The following is a 23,967-nucleotide window of genomic DNA, read 5'->3' on the forward strand; positions in this document are numbered from 1 at the left end:
AATACTTAGATTATTTGGTTGGTTGATGTTTATTTTGTTGCAAATTAAAACCAAAAGCATTGGTTGGAATGTTATAAAAGAGAATATTTAAAATTTAAACCCCAAATTATGTACTCATTAATTCTAACTCTTCATCATTATGTTGCATTTATTGCCTTGATTTTGCTTGCATGGGCTACTCTCAATGGCATTTTAGGCTCAAATTCGGAAAAAGCATTTGAAGATAAGCACCGTAAAATCAATTCATTTGCACTTATAGCCACTCACTCCATGTTATTGTTGGGATTGATTTTGTTGGTAGTTTCTCCAGTTGCTCAGCATGCATTTTCAGATATGGGTAGTGCCATGAAAGACAGTGCCGCCAGAAAAGCAATCATAGAACATCCTTTTACCAATATCATAGCTGTTGTATTGGCTACAATTGGAAATGCTAAATCGAAAAAGGCTTTAGGTAATGGCCGTAAATTTAAGGTGTCATTTATTTTTTACGGACTGGCTTTAGTCTTGATTTTAAGCAGATTACCTTTCGATAAACTTTTTAGTTTTTAAATGAACCATCCGGTCATATTTTTTGATGGCGTTTGTAATCTATGTAATGGCACCGTGAGGTTCATTATCAAACTAGATCGCAAACGCCATTTTCGTTTTTCTTCTCTTCAATCTGAATTTGCAAAACACACTCTTGAACCATTCGGAATAGACACGACTAATCCAGATACAATAATTCTTCTTGTAGACAATATAATATATCAAAAATCAGAAGCAGTTTTTAGAATTACCAGACAATTGAGCCGAATAAATTTCCTAATTCCTTTTAAATTTTTACCTAAAAAAATCAATGATGGCATCTATGATTTCATCGCAAAAAACAGATACATTATTTTTGGTAAGAAAGAGGAATGCCCCCTCCCTGCCGATAAACTTAAATGGTTATTCTTATCCTAAATCCAAATACTATAAAATTCACTCTGTTCATTTAGCTGATTTAACCAACCATTAAAATTTTCATTTTGGTGAATAAATCTAATTTAATTTTACTAATGTCATTGAAACTAATTTTAATGAAATTATAGTCATGAAAACTATTTTTTTAAAATTGAATTCCCTTGCTTTCCACTTTTATTTTATTTGATTTCATTTTTGTCCATTCGCTTGATTTTACCGAACTTGCAGCATATTTCATCAATAAAAAGCAAGTAAAAAATGCATAATGCAATTTATAATGTACCGCTACCACAAAACGAGCCGGTTTTAAATTATGCTCCGGGTAGTCCCGAAAAAAAATCATTACAAAAAGCTATTGAAGAACTGAGGTCAATAACTTTGGAAGTACCGATGTATATTGGTTCTGAAAAGGTTTTTACCGATAAAAAAACGAAACTTTCACCTCCACATGACCACAAACATATTCTGGGTTATGCGTCAGAAGGTGATGCCAGCCATGTAAACGCGGCAATAAACGCTGCTCTGGATGCCAGAAAAGCATGGTCAATTCTCCCTTGGAATGAGAGGGCTGCAATATTCCTGAAAGCCGCTGATTTATTGGCGGGACCTTACAGAGCAAAAATCAATGCAGCAACCATGTTGGGCCAATCAAAAAATGCTTTTCAAGCTGAAATAGACTCGGCTTGTGAACTTATTGACTTTTTGAGATTTAATGTAGCTTTTTATGAGGAAATCATGCATGAGCAGCCACAGTCTTCAAAAGGCGTTTGGAATAAAATGGAATATCGCCCTTTGGAAGGTTTTGTTTTTGCTTTAACTCCGTTCAATTTCACGGCCATCGCCGGCAATTTACCCTCAAGTGCTGCTTTGATGGGCAATGTTGTGGTTTGGAAGCCTGCACATACCCAACTATATTCGGCAAATGTAATTATGGAAGTTTTCCGTGAAGCCGGCGTTCCGAATGGTGTGATTAACTTGATAAATACGGATGGTCCTATGACCGGGGATATCATTTTTTCGCATCCTGACTTTGCAGGTATCCATTTTACTGGCAGCACCGGTGTTTTTCAACATATTTGGAAAACCATTGGCCAAAATATCTCGAAATACAAATCTTACCCAAGAATTGTGGGTGAAACCGGAGGAAAAGACTTTGTGATTGCTCATAAATCGGCTGATGCCAAAGCTGTTGCAGTGGGATTGGTAAGAGGGGCATTTGAATATCAGGGGCAAAAATGCTCGGCAGCATCAAGAGCTTATATTCCTTCGAATCTTTGGGAAGATGTAAAAAAATATATGCAGGCTGACCTTTCTGAAATCAAAATGGGTCCTACGGAAGACTTTGGAAATTTTGTAAATGCCGTTATTGACGAAAAAGCATTTAACAAAATCTCAAATTATATCACCGAAGCTAAAAAATCTGATAAGGTTGAAGTAATTGCTGGCGGTAATTTTGATAAATCTGTTGGATATTTTATAGAGCCTACAGTTTTATTAACAACTGACCCTCATTACATAACGATGGAAGAGGAGATTTTTGGGCCAGTTTTAACCATTTATGTTTATGATGAAAACAAATGGGAAGAAACACTGGAATTAGTAGATTCAACATCGCCTTATGCATTAACAGGGGCGGTCTTCTCTCAAGACAGATATGCAATTAATCAGGCTACAGCGGCGTTGGTTAATGCCGCAGGGAATTTTTATATCAATGATAAACCAACAGGTGCTGTGGTAGGTCAGCAGCCTTTTGGCGGTGCAAGAGCCTCTGGTACCAATGACAAAGCGGGTTCAAAACTTAATTTGTTACGTTGGGTCAATGCCCGAACAATCAAAGAGACCTTCGTTTCTCCGGTTGATTATAAGTATCCGTTTTTGGGATAAAAAAATGTAAAACAAAAAAGGCACAAAATCCAATTTGTGCCTTTTTTGCAAATAGCATTTTTAAAAAGTTTACAATTTTATGATTGAGAATCGATATCAAATTTTATAAACAATTGTTTAATTTTAGATAATGGTTTCCACCATAATGTGTACCATTTTGGTTTTAAACCATTCACTTTCCATGCCTTTCTATCTTCCATATTTGCAATCAAACGATGTTTCAAAGAAGCATTTGAGGTTCCGCCATTTCTCATGGTCATAAGAACTTTAGACAGGTGCATACTACTAACATTATTTTTATATAAAACTCTAAGCATCAGCTCATAATCTCCAGCACATGACATATCTGTTCTATATAATCCGAATTTATCATAAATAGATTTTTTCAAATAAAATGTAATATGCGGAGGCATAAATCCATTTAACCAATTTTCCTTTCGGTATTCCTCCACTTTCCAATATCTCACCACTTTATGCTCACTACCAGGGTTTACAAATTGTACGTCACCATAAATTGAATCAGTTCCAAATCGCTCAAAAGCAGCATTAACTTCTGTCAAAACATCTTCAGAAGGATAAAAATCGTCGGCACCTATCATTCCAATAACCTCGCCTTCCGCCAGTTTCAGACCTTTATTCATGGCATCATAAATACCATTATCTTTTTCAGAAATATACCTGATTTTATCTTTATACTTTTCAAGTATCTCCAGAGTAGCATCCTTTGAACCACCATCAATCACAATGTATTCAAAATCTTTAAAATCCTGATTAATAACACTTTGAATGGTTTGCTCAATTGTAGAAGCACTATTAAAACATACCGTAATTATACTGAATTTCATTTGGGCGTTTTTTTGCCTTTTGATGCACAAATTTAGGGCTTTTTACGTTGTAAATATTGAATGTGATGAATTAATTAGACTTTATCAATCAGACAAAAAAACATGATACCACGATTTTTCAAATATAATTTCTCAAAAAATCACTATTTCTTTTTACTGTTATTTAGTTTTATCAGCATTTTATCAAATGCACAAACAACTTTAAAATATCAGAATTTGGTGATGGAAGGTGGCGGAATCAAGGGCATCGCCTATGGCGGAGCATTACAGGAACTGGACAAAAAAGGCATTTTGCATGACATAAAAAGAGTGGCCGGCACTTCGGCAGGGGCCATTCAGGCATGTTTGTTGTCAATTGGCTACACCCCTGAGGAGATTATCGAAATTGTAAACGATACGCCCATTGAGTCATTTAACGACGACGGGTTTGTTTCAAAAGCCACCAAAAGACTTTTTAAAGAATACGGTTGGTTTAGAGGGGACAGTTTTTTGCAAAAAATGGAGCAGGTGATTTACCAGAGAACCGGAAATGCTGACCTTACCTTTGAGGAGCTCCATCATCTGGCTTCATCTTATCCTTTCAGGGATTTATATGTGACAGGCACAAATCTTACCAATCAATCGTTGGAGGTGTTTTCTTATGAGAATTATCCAAAAATGAGAATCGCTGATGCAGTAAGGATTTCTATGTCGATTCCTTTGTATTACAGAAGCCTATGGGTGGATAAGCAAGGAAATATTTTCGATAAAAAACCACAAAATTCAGAAGCAGGTTTATTTGTTGACGGTGGGCTGCTGCTCAATTTTCCGATTGATATTTTTGATGATGCCAGATATATAGAGGAAAGCCAGAGTGGTTCGGTTTTTAATCCATTTACTTTGGGATTAAGGCTGGAAAAAAGTCAGCTCATTGAGCATGAGCTTTCCAAAAAAAGCAAACCCATGTCGTTTGATATCGTTGATATGAATACTTATATGGATGCTTTGGGAGGTTTAATTATGCGAAATATTAATCCGCCCAACCCAAGGGATGTTGAACGGACTGTCTATATCAATGACCTCGGATTGAGTGCAAGAGTCAGGAAAGTGCCGGAAGCCGAAAAATCTAAAATGATGCAGGCGGGCAGACAAGCGGTGGCTGAGTTTTTTAACCGTTAATAAGTTTTTTTCTAATCAAATGTTCTTCTTTTTCATTTTTGCAAAAATGGATGGCCTTTTCATAACATTCATTTGCCAATTGAAGATTAGTCTCACGGTTTAAATCCCCTTTCAAAGTCCAGTAAAATTGATTTTCTTGTGGTTGAATTTTCTCTAATTCTTTTATTGCCGATTCTGAACCTTCTGATTTCCAAAAAGTAAAAATACGGCTCAAAGAGACCATTGGCGATGGATTGGTCTGGTGAAGAATATCATAAAGAAGATATATATTCCGCCATTTTAAATGGTTATCTCCATTAAAAACCTGCCAATATGCTATGCTTGCTTCAATATAATAGGGTGATTTTTCGGGCCATCCAGAGGCTTTTTGTAAGTAAAAAAAACCTTTTTCTATGAGCTCTTGATTCCAGAGTGAGCTGTCCTGTTCTTCTAATAAAATGATTTCTCCATCAGAACCCAGCCGTGCATTTTGTCGGGAAACATAAAAACACATTAAAGCCATAAGAGCATTTACTTCGAGTGTGTTGGTTTTGGGTTTTTTCAATAAAAGATAAGCCAGATTCATGGCTTCAGCACACAGGTCTTCTCTAATCAGGTTTTTCCCGGACTCGGAATAATAGCCTTCATTGAATATCAAATAAATAATCTTTAGTACATTTTCCAATCTCAGCTTAAGCAATTTTTCATCTGAAAAATCCAGTTCTAAATTCTCAGTTTTAAGTTTCGCTTTTGCTCTTTGTATTTTTTTATGAATATTTTCCTTATTGGAAAGCAGTGCCGAGGCGATTTCCTCCAAGCCCAATCCACCCAAAATTCGCAATGCCAGACAGATTTGAGCATCATTTGAAATTACCGGATTACAAATCGTAAACAGCATTTTCAATTGACTGTCTGTAATATTTGTCTCTGAAAAATCAGGGAATTCCATAGATTCATTTTCCTGAAATTCTATATTATTTTGAATTATTTTTTCTGAAAAAATCTTTTCCCTTTTCAATATATTCAAAGCCTTGTTTTGTGCCACTGTGTAAAGCCAGGCCTGAGTATTAGGCGGAACGCCCGCATAAGGCCATGTTTCTACGGCTTTCAGGAAAGTCTCACTGGCGATGTCCTGAGCCACTTCGATTTGACTGAAGCCAAATTTTTTCACCAAAACCGAAACCAGTTTCCCAAATTCGGTCTTAAAAAGATGTGGCCAAATTTCTTCGGTTTTATGCATAAAAGCATGCTCCGGATTTCCCGGAGCAGGTTTACAAAAATTTTAGTGAGTAATAATTTGTCTTACTTCCACAGTATTGCCTTCCCCCTGAAGAATTGGAGTACCTTTGGCAAACTCAGCGGCTTCTTCTGCAGATTCTGCCTTCACAATCACATAGCCACCAAGGGTTTCTTTCAACTCACCAAATGGCCCATTGGTTACAGTTTTATCATGATGCACAACTTTCGCATTATCAAATAGCAAGCCGGTCCCACTTACAAATTTGTTTTGTGCCACTATAGAATTTACCCATTCCATTTGTTGCTGCATCCACTGTTGCATTTGTTCCGGCGACACTTTCCCTGTGGCATTTTCGTGTCTGAAAATCAAAATGTATTCATTCATATTTTTTAAAATTTTATTACATTACAATCCATTTATAGAAAATGGGACAATTTGAAATTATTTAGAATTCTTTTAAATAATGTTATTTTATTGCAAAAAGCAACATTTAAAAACTGAATTTCGTAGTAGATTAAAACAACATTAGAGAAATCAAATGACAAGATACGAATTTTTGAAATCTACAGGATTTACGGGTGGTGCTTTGATGACTTTACTTTCTTGTGTAAAAAATGAAGATATGTACGTAGAAGCCTTGGTCCAGAATCCGGACGGCACAACCGCGACCACAGCAGGAACAACTACCGGCACCACAACCGGCACCACAACAGGTACAACGACAGGTACAACGACAGGCACCACAACTGGCACCACAGGTACCACTTCAAGTGCCTCTACTCAGGCAGATACAAGTCTTTTTGTTACTACAGATAAACTAAAGACAATTTCGGCTAAGGTAACTATTGATTTGACATCATCGAATTATTCAAAATTACTGACCAAAGGCGGGTATTATGTGATTAACAATGCCTATGTGATTGCTCTTTCAAAAACCGGAAAATATATAGCAGCAACGGTAACTTGCTCACATGAGCCAAAAAAGAGGATAGTTTTCTCAAATGAAGAGTGGTACTGTACCGATCATGGAGCAAGATTTTCGTTGACTGGATCAGGATTAAATTCAAAAGGTAGCAAAGGGCTGACTGTTTACAATACAGCCACTGATGGCAATACTTTAGTGATTTATTAATACTTATAATTAAACCTGTTTTTTAAAATGAAAATCTTGTTTTTAAAATTGTGGATACTTTTGTTTCTGCCTGGCACTTGGGGCGATAATCTTGAAATTGCTAAAGATGATGCTCAAAAAAATCACAAACTCATTATTTTATATTTTTCGGGTTCAGACTGGTGTGGTCCATGTATAAAATTGAAACAAGAAGTACTTGAATCTGAAACTTTTCAGGCATTTGCAAAAGATCATTTGAGTCTCGTAAGAGCTGATTTTCCAAGAATGAAGAAAAACCAGCTTACAAAACTACATACCGAATACAATGAAAAATTGGCTGAAAAATATAATCCATCAGGAAAATTCCCTCTTACCGTTTTACTATCACCGGAGGGTAAAATTTTGAAAGAATGGGATGGTTACCCCAAAAGTATGAATACGGAGGTTTTGATTAACCAAATCAAAGGTTACCTCTGATGCCGGAACTGTTTTCCAAAACGCTAAAGTTGATGGGTAATCGTTTTTCGATTACGGTTTTAAGCGAAAATCAAAAGGAAGGCGAAGAAAAAATCCAGTTGGCAATCGATGAAATCTCCAGAATTGAAAGGCTGTTGACTACTTTTTCTGAAGACAGTCAGACCAATCGCATCAATCAAAATGCCGGAATTGGACCTGTAAAAGTAGATCGGGAAGTGTTGGAACTCATTTTAAGGGCACAAAAAATTTCTGATTTGACAGAAGGGCTTTTTGATTTGAGTTATGGTAGCATTGATAAATCTTTCTGGAATTTTGATAAAAAAATGACCACCTTGCCTGATCTTGATTTGGCCAAAGAAAAAGTAAGACTGATTAACTACCGGAATATTTTGGTAAATGAAAACGATTCTACAGTGTTTCTAAAAGAGAAAGGTATGAGGATAGGTTTTGGAGGCATAGGAAAAGGTTATGCCGCAGACAGGGCAGCAAAAATTTTGAAAGAAGCAGGTGTTAAGAGTGGTATAGTTAATGCCAGCGGAGACTTGATAACCTGGGGAAATCAACCCAACGGGCAATCCTGGAATATCCAACTTGCTCACCCTGATGCCCCAAATTCTGCTTTTTCGAAAATGAACATCAGCAATTTGGCCGTAGCGACATCAGGAAATTATGAAAAATATGTGATGATTGGCGGCAAGAGATTTTCGCATACGATTCATCCCAAAACAGGGATGCCGATAGAAGGACTCAAAAGTGTCACTGTGATTTGCCCGATGGCTGAGTTGGCCGATGCCTTGGCTACTCCCATAAGTATAATGAGTGTAAGCGAATCACTGAATATGATCAACCAAATGAAGGGTATTGCCTGTATTTTGGTTAACAACGAAAATAAAGTTTTTACATCGGATAACATACATACCGATTAACCGGATTTTGAATTAAGTATTTGAAATCTGCATTTAAATTTTTTCGAATAAATGAAAAAAATAACAGGAATTATGGCCGTGATTTTAATGCTTACCCAAAGTTGCGTGAGTGTTAAAGAATATCAGAAAAGCCGTATAAACGACTCCGAAATGGAACTTGCAAACAGAAAAGTTGAAAAATTTGAAACCAATTTTTACCTCTATCGAGAAGGTGCCTCGGGTGCAAATGGTGGAAAAAGTGGCGGTGGCTGTGGTTGTAATTAATCAAAATATTTTGAATGAAAAAGGCAATAGTTAGTATAGGAATATATTGTATGGCGATTTGGGGTGCAAATGCCCAAAGCCGCTTACCTACTCTTAAATCATCTGATGAAAAAACCGAAACCATTGTGGGTTTAAGGAGTCTCAAACTCGATGAGGTAAATTTTGTAACAGCGTATTATACCCAAACCGGCAACCACTCTGCTGTAACCGGTGGTATTGGAACCGAAGCCCTCTGGGATGCAGCCAATAGTCTTGATTTAAAACTTTCTTTTCTGGATAGGCAAAGCCGGAGCAACAATGTCACTGTAGATGCATCTTTTGATTATTACTCTTCAGCTTCGTCAGACATGATTGACTCCCGCTCCCTTTCATCGGCCTCGATGACGGACTTACACTTTTACCCAAGTGTTTCCTGGAGCCGGAAAGACGAAAAAAATCATAGCACTTTCGGAATCGGATTAGCGTATTCTACAGAATGGGATTATAAATCTTACGGAGGAAATATCAATTATTCCAAAACGTCAAAAGACAACAACACCGAGTTTAACCTTAAAGCAGGTGCATTTTTTGACACCTGGATGGCTATTTTGCCCTATGAACTCCGGCCGGCCGATTATCCTTCAGGAGCAGAAGGTGACCAGTCGGGCATAGCCTATAAGCAAAGGAACTCATATAATGTGGGCTTGGGAGTTTCCAGAGTGTTTACCAAACGCTTCCAGGCCATGGTAATGGTAGAGCCTTCTTTTCAGGAAGGTTTGCTGAGTACACCATTTCACAGGGTATACTTTACCGACAATACTCTGAAAGTAGAAAAACTGCCTGGTCAAAGGGCTAAACTTCCGATGAGCGTGCGGGCCAGCTATTTTATGGGTGATAAAATCATCATCAAAGCCATGTACAGATATTATATGGACACCTGGGGCATGACCGCTCATACCATCAATCTGGAAACTCCGATAAAAATCACTTCATTTATTTCGCTCACTCCGCATTATCGCTTCAATACCCAGACGGCAGTAAAATATTTTGCGGCAAAAAATGCCCATACTTTGTCTGAAACTTACTACACTAGTGATTTCGACATTTCTGATTTTAATTCAGGTTTCTGGGGTGCAGGTCTGAGGATAGCACCTCCCGGAGGGATTTTAGGTAACAAATGGTGGAATTCGCTCGAAATCAGATATGGACACTATAACCGTACCAACGGAATGATATCGCATATTTTGTCGTTGACAACAAAAATAAAGTAATGTAAAATTTCAAGCATTTATTGGAATTTTGTTTGTGGGGACTTAATAGGCTGTTTACTTGTTTGTGAGGACACGTACAAGGGTATGTCTTGTTTGTGGAGACACAAACAAGGGCTTGTGTCTTGTTTGTGGGGACACAAACAAGGGCGGCGGGGACAAAAACAATTATTAGAAAGGTTCTAAAAACAAATCAGATCTGCTTTTTCTCGATAAAATCCTTGAAAGCTTTTTTATAAGAATCACTTACAGGAATGAGGTTTTTACCGATAGTAACCCTGTCTCTTTCAATTGAATTTATAGCATTAAATGCAATGATGAAGCTATTGTGTACCCTTATGAATCTTTCAGCAGGAAGGGTATTTTCCAAAGATTTCATGGTCTGCAAAGTCACGATTTTCTGGTCGGGAGTATAAATACATACATAATCTTTAAGCCCTTCAATATAAAGAATATCAGCAAAATTGACTTTGACCAGCTTGGTGCCGTCTTTCACAAAAATAAAATCACTTTTCGGTTCATTATTTTCAACAACAACATTCTGAACAATTGGGTTGACTGAATTCTTCTCCTTATCAAGCCTCGCAATCACTTTTTCTATTGTTTTCAGAAATCTTTCAAAACTGATGGGTTTAAGCAGATAATCAAAAACTTCAAGCTCATATCCTTCAATAGCATATTCCGAATAAGCGGTGGTCAAGATTACAATGGGCTTGTTTTTTAGGAGTTTTAAAAGTGCAATACCGGTCAATTCGGGCATCTGAATATCAGAAAACATAATATCCACCTTATTGTCACGGAGATATTCGAGTGCTTCAAGACCATTTGAAAAAGCCTGTTGTAATACAAGATTCGGAGATTTTTGAATATAAGCTGTGATAAGGTTTCTAGCCAGGGGCTCATCTTCAATCACAATGCAGCTGTATTTCTCCATTTTTGAGGTAAATTATGAATACTTTTTTCCAGAAAAACATCCGGAAACAATTATAAAATTAACTTTAAAATCACCTCATAGTATTCCTCAGTGTGATTTTTTTCTAGGATATATTTTCCAGGATAGCTCAACTCCAATCTTCTGCTTACATTTTGTAAACCTATCCCTGATTTTTCCAGTTTATTAGCATTGGGGAGAATGCTGTTTTTTACTTTATAAATGATAAGTTTCTCTTCAATTTTCACAAAGACATTTACAAAAGAATCCTTATATTGGTTGCTTACACCATGTTTAAAAGCATTTTCAAGAAAAGTTATAAATATCAAAGGTACAATCGTCACACTTTCTGGATTACCCATAATCTCAAAATCCACCGGCACCTGATTATCCAATCGGAGTTTTTCCAGGCTAATATAATTCTGCATATAATCCAGCTCTTTGCTCAATGGTACCTCCTCATGATTGGAATCATAAAGCATGTATCGCATCATCTGTGAAAGTTTTTCGATGACTTCCGTTGTATTTGGTGAATTAATGGTTGCCAGATAATAGAGATTATTCAAGGTGTTAAACAAAAAATGAGGATTTATCTGAGCTTTCAAAAATCTTAATTCTGAGGTGAGCTTTTCATTTTCCACCTCTTTCTTTTTAGCTTCCAATGTAAACCAATCCTCAACAAATCTGAGCATCCCTACAAAAATCACAATAAATAGTGCTGCCGCTATGTGTTGAAACACAAAACGGTTGCTATTAAAAAAATTCCGGCCATTTTGAATCAAATCAGCATAGAGCCATTTTTTAAATGTAAGATGTAAAAAAACTATAATTGCAAAGGGAATCAGGAATTCAAAAAGGTATTGTAGAAAACGTTTATGCTTTAAAAATCGAGGCAACCAAAGAAAATAGTTGAGGTAGCTCGCAATCCCCATGAAAAACACATTGGTAATGGCATCGGCAAATGACCTTCCGAGATTGAAGTCTTCCCGGTGGCGTAAAAATGTAATCTGATAAAAGAAAAAAGAGAAATACAGACACCAAAAAGACAGGTGCATCATTAATACTCTATTGTTGGAAAAAATCGCTTTCGTTTTCAATTTTTTGATTTTAATTCAATACGAATGTATGGGTTTAATTTAAAACCAATCTCATAAAATATCTCATTATATACCAATGGGAAGGTTTTTTCTACCGATCGCCCAAATTGCTCGAAATTTGGAAATTTTGGAGGAATTTCTAAAAAAATGCCCAATTGTCGAAAATAAAAACCTTTTGGTCTATTGCATCATTAATGTAATAAACCTATGTTTTTATTTTGCATCATATAATCCGAAAGACATCAAGATAATATCATTAAATAAGTTTTTATGAAAAAGTTAATTATTACACTCGCCATCACCACACTAAGTATAGGTCAGATTCTGGCTCAATTTGGCCCTCCGGGTGGCGGAATGGGAAGACCAATGGGAGATGGCAATAGTCGCCCCCGTACCCAGACGCCAACCACTCCTACTCTTGACCTGGATGGCAACGCACCAAAAGGAAATTCAAAAATCACCGGTGTTGTGGTAGATGAAGACCTAAAATCAGCAGTAGAATTTGCCAATGTGGCTCTTTACAGCAAAGTCACAAAGAAACCTGTTGACGGTGGAATGGCCGATGAAAAAGGTCAGTTTACACTGAAAAAAGTTGCTGCCGGTGATTTTTATCTTCAAGTATCATTTATAGGTTTTGAAACAAAAACAATCGCTGATATTAAAGTTGAAAAAGGAAAAGATATAGATTTGGGAGTAATCAAACTCAAACAAAGTACCAAACAACTCGACGAACTTGTAGTAACAGGGCAGGCAGCTATGATTGAGGAAAAAGTGGATCGTCTGGTTTACAATGCCGAAAAAGATCTTTCTTCAAGAGGTGGTGATGCCGCCGATGTACTGAAAAACGTACCAATGTTAAGCGTTGACCTTGATGGAAATGTTTCTTTGAGAGGAAGTGCAAATATCAGAGTTTTAATCAATAACAAACCTTCTACAATAGTAGCCAGCAGTGTTGCCGACGCATTAAAAATGCTACCTGCCGAACTCATTAAAAGTGTAGAAGTAATCACCTCGCCCTCAGCCAAATACGATGCAGAAGGCTCGGCAGGGATTATTAATATCATTACTAAGAAATCAACTTTACAGGGCTTAAATCTTAATCTTGATTCCGGTGTGGGTGTAAGAGCATCAAATTTGGGCCTCAACGGTAACTACCGCCAAGGTAAATTGGGCATCAGTTTTGGTGGTTTTGGAAGAGCAATGTATAATAAGTCAGATAGTGAAAGTGAGCAAAATATTTTCAATCTTGACCCGACAAAAAATGTCACTACTTTACAAACTCAAACAGGGAAAAATAACGGATTATTTGGCAGATACAATTTAGGATTTGATTATGATTTGGCAAAAAATCAGTCTCTTTCCGCTGGACTGGCATTTGGCACAAGAAATTTTGGAAGAGATCAACTCCTTTATTCAAAAAGTACCGGAGCCACCAATAGCGAAATCTGGAGGGATGTAAATTCAAATGATAATTCACATTCGGTAGATGCCAACCTTGATTACATTCGTACTTTCAAACCCGGACAAGAATGGTCAATTTCGACAATGTACAGCCAAAATAAACTCATAAACAATTTCACTTCTGACTTCCTAACAGGAGTCGATGGGGAGTTATTGAGGACTCAGCAGAACATTAATCATAATTTAAATACCGAAATTACCCTTCAGACTGATTATGTAACGCCAATTGGTAAAAAACAACAGATTGAATTTGGAATTAAAGGTGTAATGCGTGGTGTGGATAGTGATTACGAGTATTTGTTTGGGCTACCAGGATCAACACCTGTCTCTGATGCTAAAAACCCTGCTGGTTTCTTAAACTATGCTCAAAATGTTTATTCAGGATATGTTTCTTACCTTTTTACAACAAAAAACAGGATTAATTTTAAATTGGGAACAAGATATGAAAGAACACAAATCACTGCTGATGACCCCAAAGGTAATATAGTGATTCCAGCATATGACAATTTGGTACCTAGTATTAATATTTCGAAAACTATCAAAACTTCGACTTATAAAATTGCGTACAATCGAAGAATCCAAAGACCTGGTTTGCAACAATTAAACCCCAACGTAAACTTGGCTAACCCATTAAACATTAGCTATGGTAATTCTTCTTTGAGTCCTGAGCTTACTGACAATTTTGAATTAAGTTTGAGCAAGAGCATCAAAAAAACTTATTTGACTACCGCTTTGTTTTTCAGAAATTCAGGCAATTCGATTAATAGAATCACAACACCATCGGATTCAATCCCAGGTGGAGTAGAAACTACATTTGAAAACATTGGAAAGGAACAATCGTATGGTACCAATATTTTTGGAAATGTGTTTTTAGGAACAAACTGGACATTGAATGGTGGCTTTGATATCATGTACAGATATATGGAAGGTCAACAATCAGGCCTGGACGGACTGAGCCAAAAAGTGTCCAATGATGGTTGGGTAATAAGTGGTAGAGCCATGACTAATCTGAAATTGAAAAATGGTTGGGCTTTTCAAGCCGGAGGTGGAATGAGAGGAAAACAAGTTAACCTTCAAGGCACACAAAGTGGTATGGGAATGTATCAAATAGGATTCCGTAAAGATTTTGGCAAAAAAGCTAGTTTGGGTCTGGCAGCTGAGAACTTCGTAAAAGGCATGACCATGAGAAATACTACAAGCACCCCAACTATTTATTCAAAATCAACCAATTATATGTACAACTCTAACGTTAAACTTACGTTTAGTTACAAATTGGGTAATATGAGATTTGTAGAACAAAAAACCAAAAAAGTCAAAAACGATGACGTGAAGTCAGGTGGCGACGACAATTAATTAATAAAATTTTTCTAAAAGAGTCAGGTTTCAAAAAAAAATGTGACTCTTTTTATTATCTTCCGAAACCTTAATTTTCAATTCTAAATATCTGTTAAAAATGAAAAAAATCAGTTTATTGGCAATCGCTTTTTTAATGAGTGTGGCTGTTTCGGCCCAGAAATGGACTCTTGACAAATCACACGCAAAACTAACCTTTACTGTTACACACCTTATGATGTCTGAAGTTGACGGAGTATTCAAGTCTTTCGATGCAAGCATTACTTCTTCAAAAGATGACTTCTCCGATGCCGTTTTCGAACTCACTGCCGACCTCACCAAAGTTACAACCAACAATGATATGCGTGATGGCCATCTTCAAAAAGCCGACATGTTTGATACTGAGAAGTTTCCGACAATGACCTTTAAAAGTACAGGAATTAAAAGTCTGGGCGGGAAAAAATACTCACTAGCAGGAAATCTGACTATGAAAGGAGTAACAAAACCCGTAACCCTTGACCTTACATTATTGGGTACGGGTACCAACCGTCAGGGCAAAAAACTGGTTGGCTTTAAAGCATCAGGTACTGTGAAGCGTACTGATTTTGGTGTGGGTGCCATGCCAAGTGCTGTTGTAGCGGAAGAAGTTGAGCTCAGGGCGAGCGGTGAATTTGCATTAAATTAAAAATATAGAATAAGAGGTTAAATTTTAAATCCCTGCTTCCGTTGGAGGTGGGGATTTTTACTTTAAAACAATTCTGCCACCACTACTTCTAAGTTAGGAAAAATTACACTTCTGGCCGTGTCATCTTCAATCATTGGTCGATGCGATTGATATTTCCCGTTTTGAAGACTGTAAATCATAATAGTCTTATCTAATGGGTGAACCATCCAGTATTCTTTCACACCATACTCTTCATAAAGATCAAATTTTATCTTCATTTCTTTTTGAGTATTACCTGGTGAAAGGATTTCAATAATGAGATCAGGAGCATCAATTCCACCATGTTCATCAAGCTTGTTTTCATCACAATAAACGCACAGATCAGGCTGTACTACAGTATATATTCCTTTCCCATTCACGTCTTTATTTGGAAGCCTCACATCAAAAGGTGCTGTAAATACCTGACACGGATTTTTCAGAAAATAATTATAGAAAATCCCTGTTAAAGTGGTAGCTGCCCGTTGATGGGCTACATTTGGGGCAGGCGACATAGCAAATATTTTCCCCTTGATGATTTCCATCCGCTCTTTAAACCTAAACATCAAATAATCGGCATAAGTATAAATTCTACTCAGGTCAAGCTTACTCAACGAATCTATTTCTCCTCCGTAAACCGCTTCCGGCTCTTCGACTTTTTCGATGGGATCCATATCATTTAAAATTATTATTGTAAATATACACTTCAAATCATTCCATGTGTTTCTATTTTGGGAAAATTGAAATCCAAAATAGACATTTTATACATTTTAAAATGCTAAATATTAAGTTCTTACTACTTTTTACAAAATATATATTCAAAAAAACTAACCAAATAGTTGCATAACTAATTTTTTAGTTTTAAATTCGTTCAGTAATTCAAAAAATACAAATAATGGAACTCAAAGAATTGACCCGTGCCGAAGAAGAAATAATGCAGGAACTTTGGACACTCAAAAAAGCCTTCGTAAAGGACATCATTGAGCGACTACCCGAGCCAAAGCCTGCTTACAACACAGTTTCGACCATTGTAAGGATACTGGAACAGAAGGGATTTGTAGGTCATGATGCATTTGGAAAAACTCACAGGTATTTTCCGTTGATATCAAAAGAAGAATATACGGTCTTTGTTACTGACAAACTCAGAGAAGGCTATTTTTCCAATTCTATGACAGAAATGATGTCTTTTTTTGTAAAAAATGAAAAAATAGACCTCAAAGAAGCCGACGAGATTTTGAAAATTATCGAAACAATGAAAAATAAGTCTTAAAAAGGACAACCTCAAAAATTCTATTAACATAAAACTATTTCAATCATGGAACAGCTTTTCCCGTTTTTAGTATCCAACCTCTTCCTCCTGGTTTTTTATGGAATCTATTATTTTTTCCTAAAAAATGAAACCTTCCATCAGGCCAACCGCATTTATTTGCTTAGCAGTACCTTTCTGGCGGTTTTTATCCCATGGATTGACATCCCCACCATCTATGCTTGGTTTTTGCCTTTAAAAGATGAGGTCATTTATGAAGCCATTACGATGGACGCCGTGCAGATCACCCTCCAAAAACCACAGATTGGCATTTCGATGTTTTTTATCAAAAATACCTACCTTTTTGTTAGTTATTTTTTGATTGCCATCACCATTTTCCGATTGATTAAGGCTTTTCGATTATTCTCAAATTTAACATTTCTAAAAAACAATGCCTTCTCTTTTTTGGGCAAAAAGCATATCGACTTGCACCTCCTGGCCTTTGAAACCCTTGAGGAGCACGAAAACACACATATCAAACAGGGACACTTCTTTGACCTGGTGTTTTTTGAAATAATTAAGGCTCTATTTTGGATAAACCCTGCAAGCTATGGCCTTAACCGCCAAATCAGGATATTGCATGAATACCTTGCCGACCGCAACGCCAGCGAAACCATGGAGTCTAAGTATCATTATTCCTTATTGCTGATGGCCCGGCATTTTGGCGTAGAGTCTAATAATCCTTTTATCCAATCTTTTTTCAAAAAATCAACTATCAAGCACAGGATCACCATGTTAGCAAAGAACCCATCCAGAGATTCGGCTCAGATCAAGTATTTTATTGCAGTACCTGTTCTGTTTATTTTACTTATAAGCTCTTCATTTACATGGTTAAAAAACTTTCCTGAAAAAGTAAGTAGCATAACCATTCAAATAGATCCAAAGTCTTTTAGCCCCAGGGAAAAAAGAATTTCGTTTCCTTCTGAAAGAGAAGAAAATCTGATAATAGCTGACACCACCAAACCCGAAAACCTAAAAATTAATGGTGAGATATTTACTGCTGTGGAAGAGCAACCTGAGTTTCCGGGCGGACAAGCTGCAATGTACCGTTATTTGGGTGAAAATATAGTTTATCCGAAAGCCGCCCAAAGAGCCAATGTTTCAGGGAGGGTTTTTGTGAGGTTTATTGTCGGCAATGACGGCACTGTGTCAAATGTTGAAATATTGAAAGGCATAGGTTTTGGATGTGACGAGGAAGCTAAAAGGGTAATAGAAATGATGCCCAAATGGACTCCCGGCAAGCAAAACGGCAAAGCCGTAAATGTTTATTATAATATGCCGATTGTGTATAAATTGGACGGTGAAAAAAATATTACAACACCAAATGCGGAAATTACAAGTAATCATATTCCACCTACACCAAAAGAAAAGCCTTTGGAGATAAGGGTTGCAAATAAAGACTATGAAAATGCTCTAATCATTGTTAACGGCGTAGAAATTCTGGACAGGAAAATCAATGATATTGAACCATCCTCTATTGAAAGAGTCGATATTTTAAAAGGTCCACAAGCAATACTGGTGTATGGAGAAAAAGGAAAAAATGGCGTGATTTTGATAAAAACCAAAACAAAGTAAAAAAATGAGATGGATTTTAACAATTGTATTTTTTTATTGCCAAATATCTTTTGCTCAACAACCTGCTGAGCCCATCCTTACCGCTGTGGAAATACAACCCGAATTCCCCGGTGGACAAGCTGCTATGTACAAATTTTTAGCAAAAAATATTACTTACCCTGCTGAGGCTCAAAAAGCTAATATTTCTGGCCGGGTATTTATAAAATTTATAGTTAGGAAAGATGGTTCAATTGATAATGTATTGGTACTAAAAGGTACATAATATTTTTCTTTAACAGTATTCAACTGACTCTTATTAAGCACGTTATTTACAATTTAGCTTACTTTTCAAAAAAAATTTAACACTAACCAATTTCTAATTTTAAAACTTTATATACAATTTATATAATGGTGAAAGAATTTAAAAATCATTAAACTGAACAAAATACTTAGATTGATAATTATTAATTTACCCCTTATTTAAATCAAAAAGCCCCGAAATTCCGGGGCTTTTTGATTTCTAATTTCTAGTTATTTATTTTTATAAGCCTTATCCAAAAAATGATATCTTCCTTCTATCTCTGATTTTATGGCCTTGGATTCTACATCAATAACCATTACCGGTGGAGTTGCATCGCCTTTGGCTGCAGATGGCCATTCCGGCAATTTTTCACCATTAGGATTTCCGGTTTTTATGAAATTAGCAAAATAATTTGACATGGTTTGTGACACTTTAAAGTCATCGGCTGTCCAGGCATATTCTTTTACCAGATGAAGATTTCCCATACAGTACTCGATCTCACAAGCATGTGGAGCACCCAGAGCTTTTGGCCTGGCTGTATTTGCATCAGCTTTGACTGTCCCTCCAGCCAAGCCCGAAGCCAGTGTATTGTCAACCAATTCGGGGCGGAGTTTACTGTACAAATACCGATAAACAGGCTTGGAACCATTATTCTTGGCTAAATCAAACCATTTCCAGGTACTATAGGAAATAAACCTGTCAGATGCCAGTTGGGTTGCCGACATAGCAACTTCTTCAGCACTGGCGTGAGGGTATAGTTTTAATACTTCTTCAAAATCCTGAGGATATTCCTTTTTTACTCTGGTTTCAAAATTTTCAGGAGTATTGGCCATTCCGTACATAAAAGCTCCACCGGGAATTTCGGCAGAGTTCCATCCTACCAAAAGTGGAATATCGGAATGTTGTTTTGAATTAAAGATTTCAGGAAGATATTTAGGTAAAAAATACCCATCCAATACCACCGGAAAACCAAATCTACCTGCTTCGTTATAAATTTCATACAAATCTCTGGTAGAAAGGGCTCTTAATTCCTTTAATGAGGGAACCCCGGCTTTTTTTGCAAATTGGAGTCCTTCCTTTTCCGCGTCAGCAAGCGTAACCGGTGCCATTGTTGGGTTAATTCCGGCTCCACTCTCCCCTATTGCACCCGCTATCAATCCTTTTGTCAAAGGAGAAGCCATCTGATAACTTACTGATATAGAACCGGCAGACTCACCGGCTATGGTCACTTTGTTGGGATCACCACCAAATTTAGCAATATTCTTTTGCACCCATTTTAAGGCAGCAAGCTGATCGAGGTAACCATAATTACCCGACGCTTTATAAGAAGCCTCTGCACTTAGTTCAGGATGTGCAAAGTTGCCAAACACATTAAGCCTGTAATTACATGTTACAGCCACAATCCCTTTTTTAGCCATACTCTCACCATCATATCTGGGTTCAGAAGCATCACCTGCAACATTTCCTCCTCCATAAAAATAAACTAAAACAGGAAGTCCTGAAGTATTTCTTTTAGCAGGAGTCCAAACATTTAGATACAAACAGTCCTCACTTACACCATCAGAACGACTATTCATATCTCCAAAAACTACAGTCTGCATAGGCCTTGATCCAAATTTTTTGGTTTGCTTAACACCTACCCAATTTTCCAGCGGTTGTGGGGCTTTCCAACGTAGATTTCCAACCGGTGGTTTTGCAAAAGGAACTCCAAAATAGGTTTGAATACCTGATTTGGTGTCGTAGTTACCTTCGATAATTCCATTTGATATTCTGGTTTGGACAGAAAAAGCATTGTTTTGGGCATTGCTGAAATGGAATGCAAAAGCCAAAACCAATACGAATAATATTTTCTTTTTCATAAAAAAATGATTTTATTGTCTCTTAATGCGACAATAATAATTAGTATTTGCAATTATTCCTATTTAATTTTGAAAATATTTATGGAAACAAACCCCTACTTAAAACATATCGCCTACGATTCAGTAATTTTTGGTTTTTCGGGCGAAAAACTCAAAATCCTGATTATGGAGTATCGGAACACTGGTTTATTTGCTTTACCAGGTGGTTTTGTGGGTCATTCTGAAAACCTCAACGATGCTGTAAAAAGGGGTTTGAAAGAACGAACTGGCCTTTCTGAAGTATTTTTGGAGCAATTTTACACCTTCGGAAATATTGAAAGATACCAACCTGAAGTGATGGAAAAAATTCTTGTCGCCAGCAATGAAGATCTTGAAAAATTTGCCTGGCTTTTGGACAGATATATTTCTGTTGCTTATTATGCATTAATTAATTTAAAAGATGTAAATCCTCAACCTGACAGGCTATCGGATTCTTGTTCCTGGTATGATGTAGATAATCTGCCAATTCTAATTCTTGATCACTCAGAAATAGTAAAAAAAGCCATAAACACACTCAGATCAAACATCGACCATAAACTTAAGGGTGTAAACCTTCTGCCTTCAAAATTCACGATGAAAGAACTTCAAAAAGTGTACGAGTCTATATTAGGCGAAACTTTGCACAGAGGTACTTTTCAAAGGAAAATTTTAGCTTCCGGACTTCTCAAAAGACATGAAAAACAATATACCGGAGCTGCAAACAAAGCCCCCTTTCTTTATAGTTTCGTCAACTGATTGTCCTGTTTGATATATTAAATTAATTTAAGAACCAAAAGCCCATTACTTTTGTTAAATACTAATATTCAGGATACTATAAAATTTTGATTTATTTTTTCCGGATATAAGAATAAAACATTATTAAAAAATAACAGAATGGAGGCTTTCTTAATATTCCTGATTATAGGGTATTTTTACTATGATGGATTCGCATTGATGAAAACTATCAAAGGAAAAAAAAGATTTCTAGATTAAAATCGAAAATCATTTTATTTTAAAGTACTTTTTAAAAAAATTCAAATTTTTTTGGATTCTTAATTACTTAAACTCTAAAGGGTTAGACTCAGAAACTTCATCAAATTAAAAAAAAAACAGACGACCTTTGAAAAGATCGCCTGCTCCTATATTTTATATTTTTATAAGGTTTTTCTTTTTGAAAAATAATCCTGAATCAAAAGAACAACAGGATTAAAAGCTGAGCCATCAGAATCCTGGTTATCGTGACTAAAGGATATACCGATGCATAAGCCTGGGTAGGAATGTCAGAATTGAAATATGAATTACTAAATGAAAGAGCGGCGGGATCGGTATAGGTACCGCTCATGAGACCTACGAGTTGCAAATAATTAATTTTCATAATTACCCGTCCCACAAAAAGCATTATAAGCAATGGCACTACGGTGATTAAACTACCAAGCCCAATCCACATCCATCCATTATACTTAACAAAATTGGCATAAAAGTCATGTCCTGCATGAATACCTACGGTAGCAAAAAACAAGCATATTCCGAGGTCTTTCATGAAATAAATGGCTCCATGGTTTATGTAAGTATGAATAACCCCTACTCCACCATATCTACTAAGCAATAAAGCCACTATCAATGGTCCGGCAGCAAAACCTAATTTCACCGGCACAGGAAATGAAGGTACAAAAAGTGGAATAGAACCCACCAAAAGTCCTAAAATGAGGCCTCCAAAAAGTGAAAGAAAATCTGGCTCTAGCAATTTTTTTTCAGAATTACCTATCAATCTTTCGGCTTGTTGTATTGAGTATTTATTGCCTACAACATGGATTTTATCCCCAAAAAACAGCTCCAATGATGGTTTAGCGAGGAGTTCCAGTCCGGAACGGTAAATACGGGTAACTTTAAGGTCATAACGGTTAAACAGGTCCAGTTCTTCGAGTGATTTGTGAACAATGTCATTTTTGGTTACAATCAAAGTTTTTGACATGATGTCGTCTTCAGACTCAATAAGATTGTCAGATGACTCCCGACCAATAAAAGTTACAACTTTGTCTACAGTTTCCTTGTAACCTACAATTACAAGTACATCACGCTCCTGAATAACGGTATCCAAAGAAGGCGAAAAGACACCATGTGTACCACTATGTTTTAATCTTGAAAAAATCACAGAATCTTCACCAAAAATTTCCAAAATATCTCCCAAACTTTTTCCAAATGCTTCTTTATTGGTGACTCTGCATTTTTTATAGATCGGGAAAGCCATTTTTTGTCTGGCTTTAATCTCGAAATTTTCATTTTCTTTTTCAATATCAATTCTGAAAAGCTTTTTAGAAATGATAATCACAGCAATAATACCAAACACTCCAAATGGATAAGCAATAGCATAGGCAATAGCAGGATCAGAGAATGTACGATCTGGAAAATGTTCCTGAAGTTCTTGCAACGCCGACTTAGCTGCACCTAGTCCCGGTGTATTAGTTACGGCACCCGACATAAGACCTACAGTATTCTCAATGGTCAAACCGCTATATTTAAAAATCAAAAAAGCGATTACTCCACCCAAAATCACAGTACTTACGCTCAGAATGTTAAATTTTAGCCCTTCCTTCTTTAATGATGAAAAAAATGATGGACCCACCTGAATACCGATACCATAAACAAACAATATCAGACCAAATTCCCTTAGAAACTTTAGTGTTTCGTCATTGAGACTATAACCAAAATGCCCCAACAATAAACCCGAGAACATAACTGCAGAAATACCCAGGGAAACACCTTTGATTTTAATTCGACCTAGAAAAATACCTAATGATATTGCGAAAAGCACCACAAAAATTGACTGGGTCAAGTCTGGTGTGTGAGTGGGCAACAATAGATTTTGTAAACTTTTGAACATGCCTGATTGGAAATATTGATAAACAAAAGTACTCAGCTTTGATAAGCACAGTAAAGGTATTTTAATATTTTTTACTAAAAAATAAGATAAGTATATTAATAAAGTAGATAAGTGCTAAAAAAATACCAATAAAGTATAAATGATAAGCAAATCAATCTAAATCTTATAATTATATTGAAAGACCGTGCTTTTTTAATAAAAAACAGAATTTTATACGCAATTTAGAACATTTAACAAAATACTAAAATTGAAATAATGGTTTTAACCTTCCTGTAATTTTAAAGTAATACCCTCTTATAAAATATTATAAAGCATAAATCGAAATATCTTTTAGAAGAAATTAACCGGATCTTTTCTTCCATTTTTAAAATTTGTTTAAAAAAATAATCTATTTTTTTTCTTTTTATCCTCTAGATTTTTTCCAAAACCTGCCCATCGCCCTTCTCTATCT

At 36.3% G+C, this 23,967-nt stretch carries 23 protein-coding genes; 15 read left to right on the forward strand and 8 right to left on the reverse strand.

Features of this window, described 5'->3' with window-relative positions; genetic code table 11:
• The first annotated feature begins 108 nt into the window (after positions 1-108).
• From IPP61_01690 to pruA, 3 genes are all read left to right on the forward strand, one after another.
• Positions 109-549, forward strand: a complete 441-nt coding sequence (locus tag IPP61_01690) for a hypothetical protein (protein MBL0323883.1) — start codon at positions 109-111, stop codon at positions 547-549.
• Positions 550-945, forward strand: a complete 396-nt coding sequence (locus tag IPP61_01695) for a DUF393 domain-containing protein (protein MBL0323884.1) — start codon at positions 550-552, stop codon at positions 943-945.
• A 258-nt stretch (positions 946-1,203) separates the two neighbouring features.
• Positions 1,204-2,829: an L-glutamate gamma-semialdehyde dehydrogenase gene (pruA, locus tag IPP61_01700; GenBank protein MBL0323885.1), complete on the forward strand. Its 1,626-nt coding sequence runs from the start codon at positions 1,204-1,206 to the stop codon at positions 2,827-2,829.
• A gap of 77 nt (positions 2,830-2,906) precedes the next feature.
• On the opposite strand, the gene IPP61_01705 is transcribed toward pruA, so the two are convergent.
• On the reverse strand, positions 2,907-3,674 hold the full coding sequence (locus IPP61_01705; protein MBL0323886.1) for a glycosyltransferase: 768 nt from the start codon (positions 3,672-3,674) through the stop codon (positions 2,907-2,909).
• A gap of 102 nt (positions 3,675-3,776) precedes the next feature.
• Here IPP61_01705 and IPP61_01710 point away from each other — a divergent pair, with 102 nt between their 5' ends.
• On the forward strand, positions 3,777-4,832 hold the full coding sequence (locus tag IPP61_01710) for a patatin-like phospholipase family protein (GenBank protein MBL0323887.1): 1,056 nt from the start codon (positions 3,777-3,779) through the stop codon (positions 4,830-4,832).
• Here IPP61_01710 and IPP61_01715 read toward each other — a convergent pair.
• Together IPP61_01715 and IPP61_01720 are read right to left on the reverse strand one after the other, a co-directional pair.
• Positions 4,822-6,051 carry an RNA polymerase subunit sigma gene (locus IPP61_01715; GenBank protein ID MBL0323888.1) on the reverse strand — a complete coding sequence of 410 codons (1,230 nt, stop codon included), beginning with the start codon at positions 6,049-6,051 and terminating at the stop codon, positions 4,822-4,824. The genes IPP61_01710 and IPP61_01715 overlap by 11 nt on opposite strands.
• Positions 6,052-6,093: 42 nt before the next feature.
• A complete protein-coding gene (locus IPP61_01720) occupies positions 6,094-6,435 on the reverse strand; it encodes a transcription initiation protein (GenBank protein MBL0323889.1) in 342 nt (113 codons plus the stop codon).
• Positions 6,436-6,589: 154 nt separating this feature from the next.
• Between IPP61_01720 and IPP61_01725 the strand changes: the two genes are divergently transcribed.
• From IPP61_01725 to IPP61_01745, 5 genes are read left to right on the forward strand one after another with little or no spacing between them, the layout of a single operon-like run.
• Positions 6,590-7,183, forward strand: coding sequence for a (2Fe-2S)-binding protein (locus IPP61_01725; protein MBL0323890.1), 594 nt, complete (start codon positions 6,590-6,592; stop codon positions 7,181-7,183).
• 27 nt (positions 7,184-7,210) lie between these two features.
• Positions 7,211-7,639 (forward strand): thioredoxin family protein, encoded by a 429-nt coding sequence (locus tag IPP61_01730; protein MBL0323891.1) that lies wholly within the window; start codon positions 7,211-7,213, stop codon positions 7,637-7,639.
• Positions 7,639-8,565, forward strand: a complete 927-nt coding sequence (locus tag IPP61_01735) for an FAD:protein FMN transferase (protein MBL0323892.1) — start codon at positions 7,639-7,641, stop codon at positions 8,563-8,565. Before IPP61_01730 ends, IPP61_01735 begins: the two co-directional genes overlap by 1 nt.
• 51 nt (positions 8,566-8,616) lie before the next feature.
• Positions 8,617-8,829 (forward strand): DUF4266 domain-containing protein, encoded by a 213-nt coding sequence (locus IPP61_01740; protein ID MBL0323893.1) that lies wholly within the window; start codon positions 8,617-8,619, stop codon positions 8,827-8,829.
• A gap of 14 nt (positions 8,830-8,843) precedes the next feature.
• Positions 8,844-10,079 carry a DUF3570 domain-containing protein gene (locus IPP61_01745; protein ID MBL0323894.1) on the forward strand — a complete coding sequence of 412 codons (1,236 nt, stop codon included), beginning with the start codon at positions 8,844-8,846 and terminating at the stop codon, positions 10,077-10,079.
• Between the two features lie 190 nt (positions 10,080-10,269).
• On the opposite strand, the gene IPP61_01750 is transcribed toward IPP61_01745, so the two are convergent.
• Entirely contained in the window at positions 10,270-11,010 is a 741-nt protein-coding gene (locus tag IPP61_01750) for a response regulator transcription factor (GenBank protein MBL0323895.1), read from the reverse strand.
• A 50-nt stretch (positions 11,011-11,060) separates the two neighbouring features.
• Positions 11,061-12,065, reverse strand: a complete 1,005-nt coding sequence (locus IPP61_01755; GenBank protein MBL0323896.1) for a histidine kinase — start codon at positions 12,063-12,065, stop codon at positions 11,061-11,063.
• A gap of 309 nt (positions 12,066-12,374) precedes the next feature.
• Between IPP61_01755 and IPP61_01760 the strand changes: the two genes are divergently transcribed.
• Positions 12,375-14,918: a TonB-dependent receptor gene (locus IPP61_01760; protein ID MBL0323897.1), complete on the forward strand. Its 2,544-nt coding sequence runs from the start codon at positions 12,375-12,377 to the stop codon at positions 14,916-14,918.
• 100 nt (positions 14,919-15,018) lie between these two features.
• Positions 15,019-15,582: a YceI family protein gene (locus IPP61_01765; protein ID MBL0323898.1), complete on the forward strand. Its 564-nt coding sequence runs from the start codon at positions 15,019-15,021 to the stop codon at positions 15,580-15,582.
• Positions 15,583-15,644: 62 nt separating this feature from the next.
• Here the strand turns inward: IPP61_01765 and IPP61_01770 are convergent, their stop codons facing one another.
• A complete protein-coding gene (locus tag IPP61_01770) occupies positions 15,645-16,271 on the reverse strand; it encodes a Uma2 family endonuclease (GenBank protein ID MBL0323899.1) in 627 nt (208 codons plus the stop codon).
• 221 nt (positions 16,272-16,492) lie between these two features.
• On the opposite strand from IPP61_01770, the gene IPP61_01775 reads away from it, so the two are divergent.
• Genes IPP61_01775 through IPP61_01785 form a run of 3 tightly spaced genes read left to right on the forward strand, consistent with a single transcriptional unit; the run spans position 16,493 to position 18,740 of the window.
• Entirely contained in the window at positions 16,493-16,867 is a 375-nt protein-coding gene (locus tag IPP61_01775) for a BlaI/MecI/CopY family transcriptional regulator (GenBank protein MBL0323900.1), read from the forward strand.
• A 45-nt stretch (positions 16,868-16,912) separates the two neighbouring features.
• Positions 16,913-18,478 (forward strand): TonB family protein, encoded by a 1,566-nt coding sequence (locus IPP61_01780; protein ID MBL0323901.1) that lies wholly within the window; start codon positions 16,913-16,915, stop codon positions 18,476-18,478.
• A 4-nt stretch (positions 18,479-18,482) separates the two neighbouring features.
• Entirely contained in the window at positions 18,483-18,740 is a 258-nt protein-coding gene (locus tag IPP61_01785; GenBank protein ID MBL0323902.1) for a TonB family protein, read from the forward strand.
• Between the two features lie 248 nt (positions 18,741-18,988).
• Here the strand turns inward: IPP61_01785 and IPP61_01790 are convergent, their stop codons facing one another.
• Positions 18,989-20,617 carry a carboxylesterase family protein gene (locus IPP61_01790; protein MBL0323903.1) on the reverse strand — a complete coding sequence of 543 codons (1,629 nt, stop codon included), beginning with the start codon at positions 20,615-20,617 and terminating at the stop codon, positions 18,989-18,991.
• 81 nt (positions 20,618-20,698) lie between these two features.
• Here IPP61_01790 and IPP61_01795 point away from each other — a divergent pair, with 81 nt between their 5' ends.
• On the forward strand, positions 20,699-21,391 hold the full coding sequence (locus IPP61_01795) for an NUDIX hydrolase (protein MBL0323904.1): 693 nt from the start codon (positions 20,699-20,701) through the stop codon (positions 21,389-21,391).
• A 433-nt stretch (positions 21,392-21,824) separates the two neighbouring features.
• Here IPP61_01795 and IPP61_01800 read toward each other — a convergent pair whose 3' ends face one another.
• Positions 21,825-23,516, reverse strand: a complete 1,692-nt coding sequence (locus IPP61_01800) for a putative transporter (GenBank protein MBL0323905.1) — start codon at positions 23,514-23,516, stop codon at positions 21,825-21,827.
• Positions 23,517-23,967 lie beyond the last annotated feature (451 nt).

Source organism: Cytophagaceae bacterium (assembly GCA_016722655.1).
Lineage (GTDB): Bacteria > Bacteroidota > Bacteroidia > Cytophagales > Spirosomataceae > Leadbetterella.

Coding starts and splice junctions, on each gene's coding strand:
- IPP61_01690 (MBL0323883.1), top strand. CDS start 109: ATGTACTCATTAATTCTAACTCTTCATCATTATGTTGCATTTATTGCC.
- IPP61_01695 (MBL0323884.1), top strand. CDS start 550: ATGAACCATCCGGTCATATTTTTTGATGGCGTTTGTAATCTATGTAAT.
- pruA (MBL0323885.1), top strand. CDS start 1,204: ATGCATAATGCAATTTATAATGTACCGCTACCACAAAACGAGCCGGTT.
- IPP61_01705 (MBL0323886.1), bottom strand. CDS start 3,674: ATGAAATTCAGTATAATTACGGTATGTTTTAATAGTGCTTCTACAATT.
- IPP61_01710 (MBL0323887.1), top strand. CDS start 3,777: ATGATACCACGATTTTTCAAATATAATTTCTCAAAAAATCACTATTTC.
- IPP61_01715 (MBL0323888.1), bottom strand. CDS start 6,051: ATGCATAAAACCGAAGAAATTTGGCCACATCTTTTTAAGACCGAATTT.
- IPP61_01720 (MBL0323889.1), bottom strand. CDS start 6,435: ATGAATGAATACATTTTGATTTTCAGACACGAAAATGCCACAGGGAAA.
- IPP61_01725 (MBL0323890.1), top strand. CDS start 6,590: ATGACAAGATACGAATTTTTGAAATCTACAGGATTTACGGGTGGTGCT.
- IPP61_01730 (MBL0323891.1), top strand. CDS start 7,211: ATGAAAATCTTGTTTTTAAAATTGTGGATACTTTTGTTTCTGCCTGGC.
- IPP61_01735 (MBL0323892.1), top strand. CDS start 7,639: ATGCCGGAACTGTTTTCCAAAACGCTAAAGTTGATGGGTAATCGTTTT.
- IPP61_01740 (MBL0323893.1), top strand. CDS start 8,617: ATGAAAAAAATAACAGGAATTATGGCCGTGATTTTAATGCTTACCCAA.
- IPP61_01745 (MBL0323894.1), top strand. CDS start 8,844: ATGAAAAAGGCAATAGTTAGTATAGGAATATATTGTATGGCGATTTGG.
- IPP61_01750 (MBL0323895.1), bottom strand. CDS start 11,010: ATGGAGAAATACAGCTGCATTGTGATTGAAGATGAGCCCCTGGCTAGA.
- IPP61_01755 (MBL0323896.1), bottom strand. CDS start 12,065: ATGATGCACCTGTCTTTTTGGTGTCTGTATTTCTCTTTTTTCTTTTAT.
- IPP61_01760 (MBL0323897.1), top strand. CDS start 12,375: ATGAAAAAGTTAATTATTACACTCGCCATCACCACACTAAGTATAGGT.
- IPP61_01765 (MBL0323898.1), top strand. CDS start 15,019: ATGAAAAAAATCAGTTTATTGGCAATCGCTTTTTTAATGAGTGTGGCT.
- IPP61_01770 (MBL0323899.1), bottom strand. CDS start 16,271: ATGGATCCCATCGAAAAAGTCGAAGAGCCGGAAGCGGTTTACGGAGGA.
- IPP61_01775 (MBL0323900.1), top strand. CDS start 16,493: ATGGAACTCAAAGAATTGACCCGTGCCGAAGAAGAAATAATGCAGGAA.
- IPP61_01780 (MBL0323901.1), top strand. CDS start 16,913: ATGGAACAGCTTTTCCCGTTTTTAGTATCCAACCTCTTCCTCCTGGTT.
- IPP61_01785 (MBL0323902.1), top strand. CDS start 18,483: ATGAGATGGATTTTAACAATTGTATTTTTTTATTGCCAAATATCTTTT.
- IPP61_01790 (MBL0323903.1), bottom strand. CDS start 20,617: ATGAAAAAGAAAATATTATTCGTATTGGTTTTGGCTTTTGCATTCCAT.
- IPP61_01795 (MBL0323904.1), top strand. CDS start 20,699: ATGGAAACAAACCCCTACTTAAAACATATCGCCTACGATTCAGTAATT.
- IPP61_01800 (MBL0323905.1), bottom strand. CDS start 23,516: ATGTTCAAAAGTTTACAAAATCTATTGTTGCCCACTCACACACCAGAC.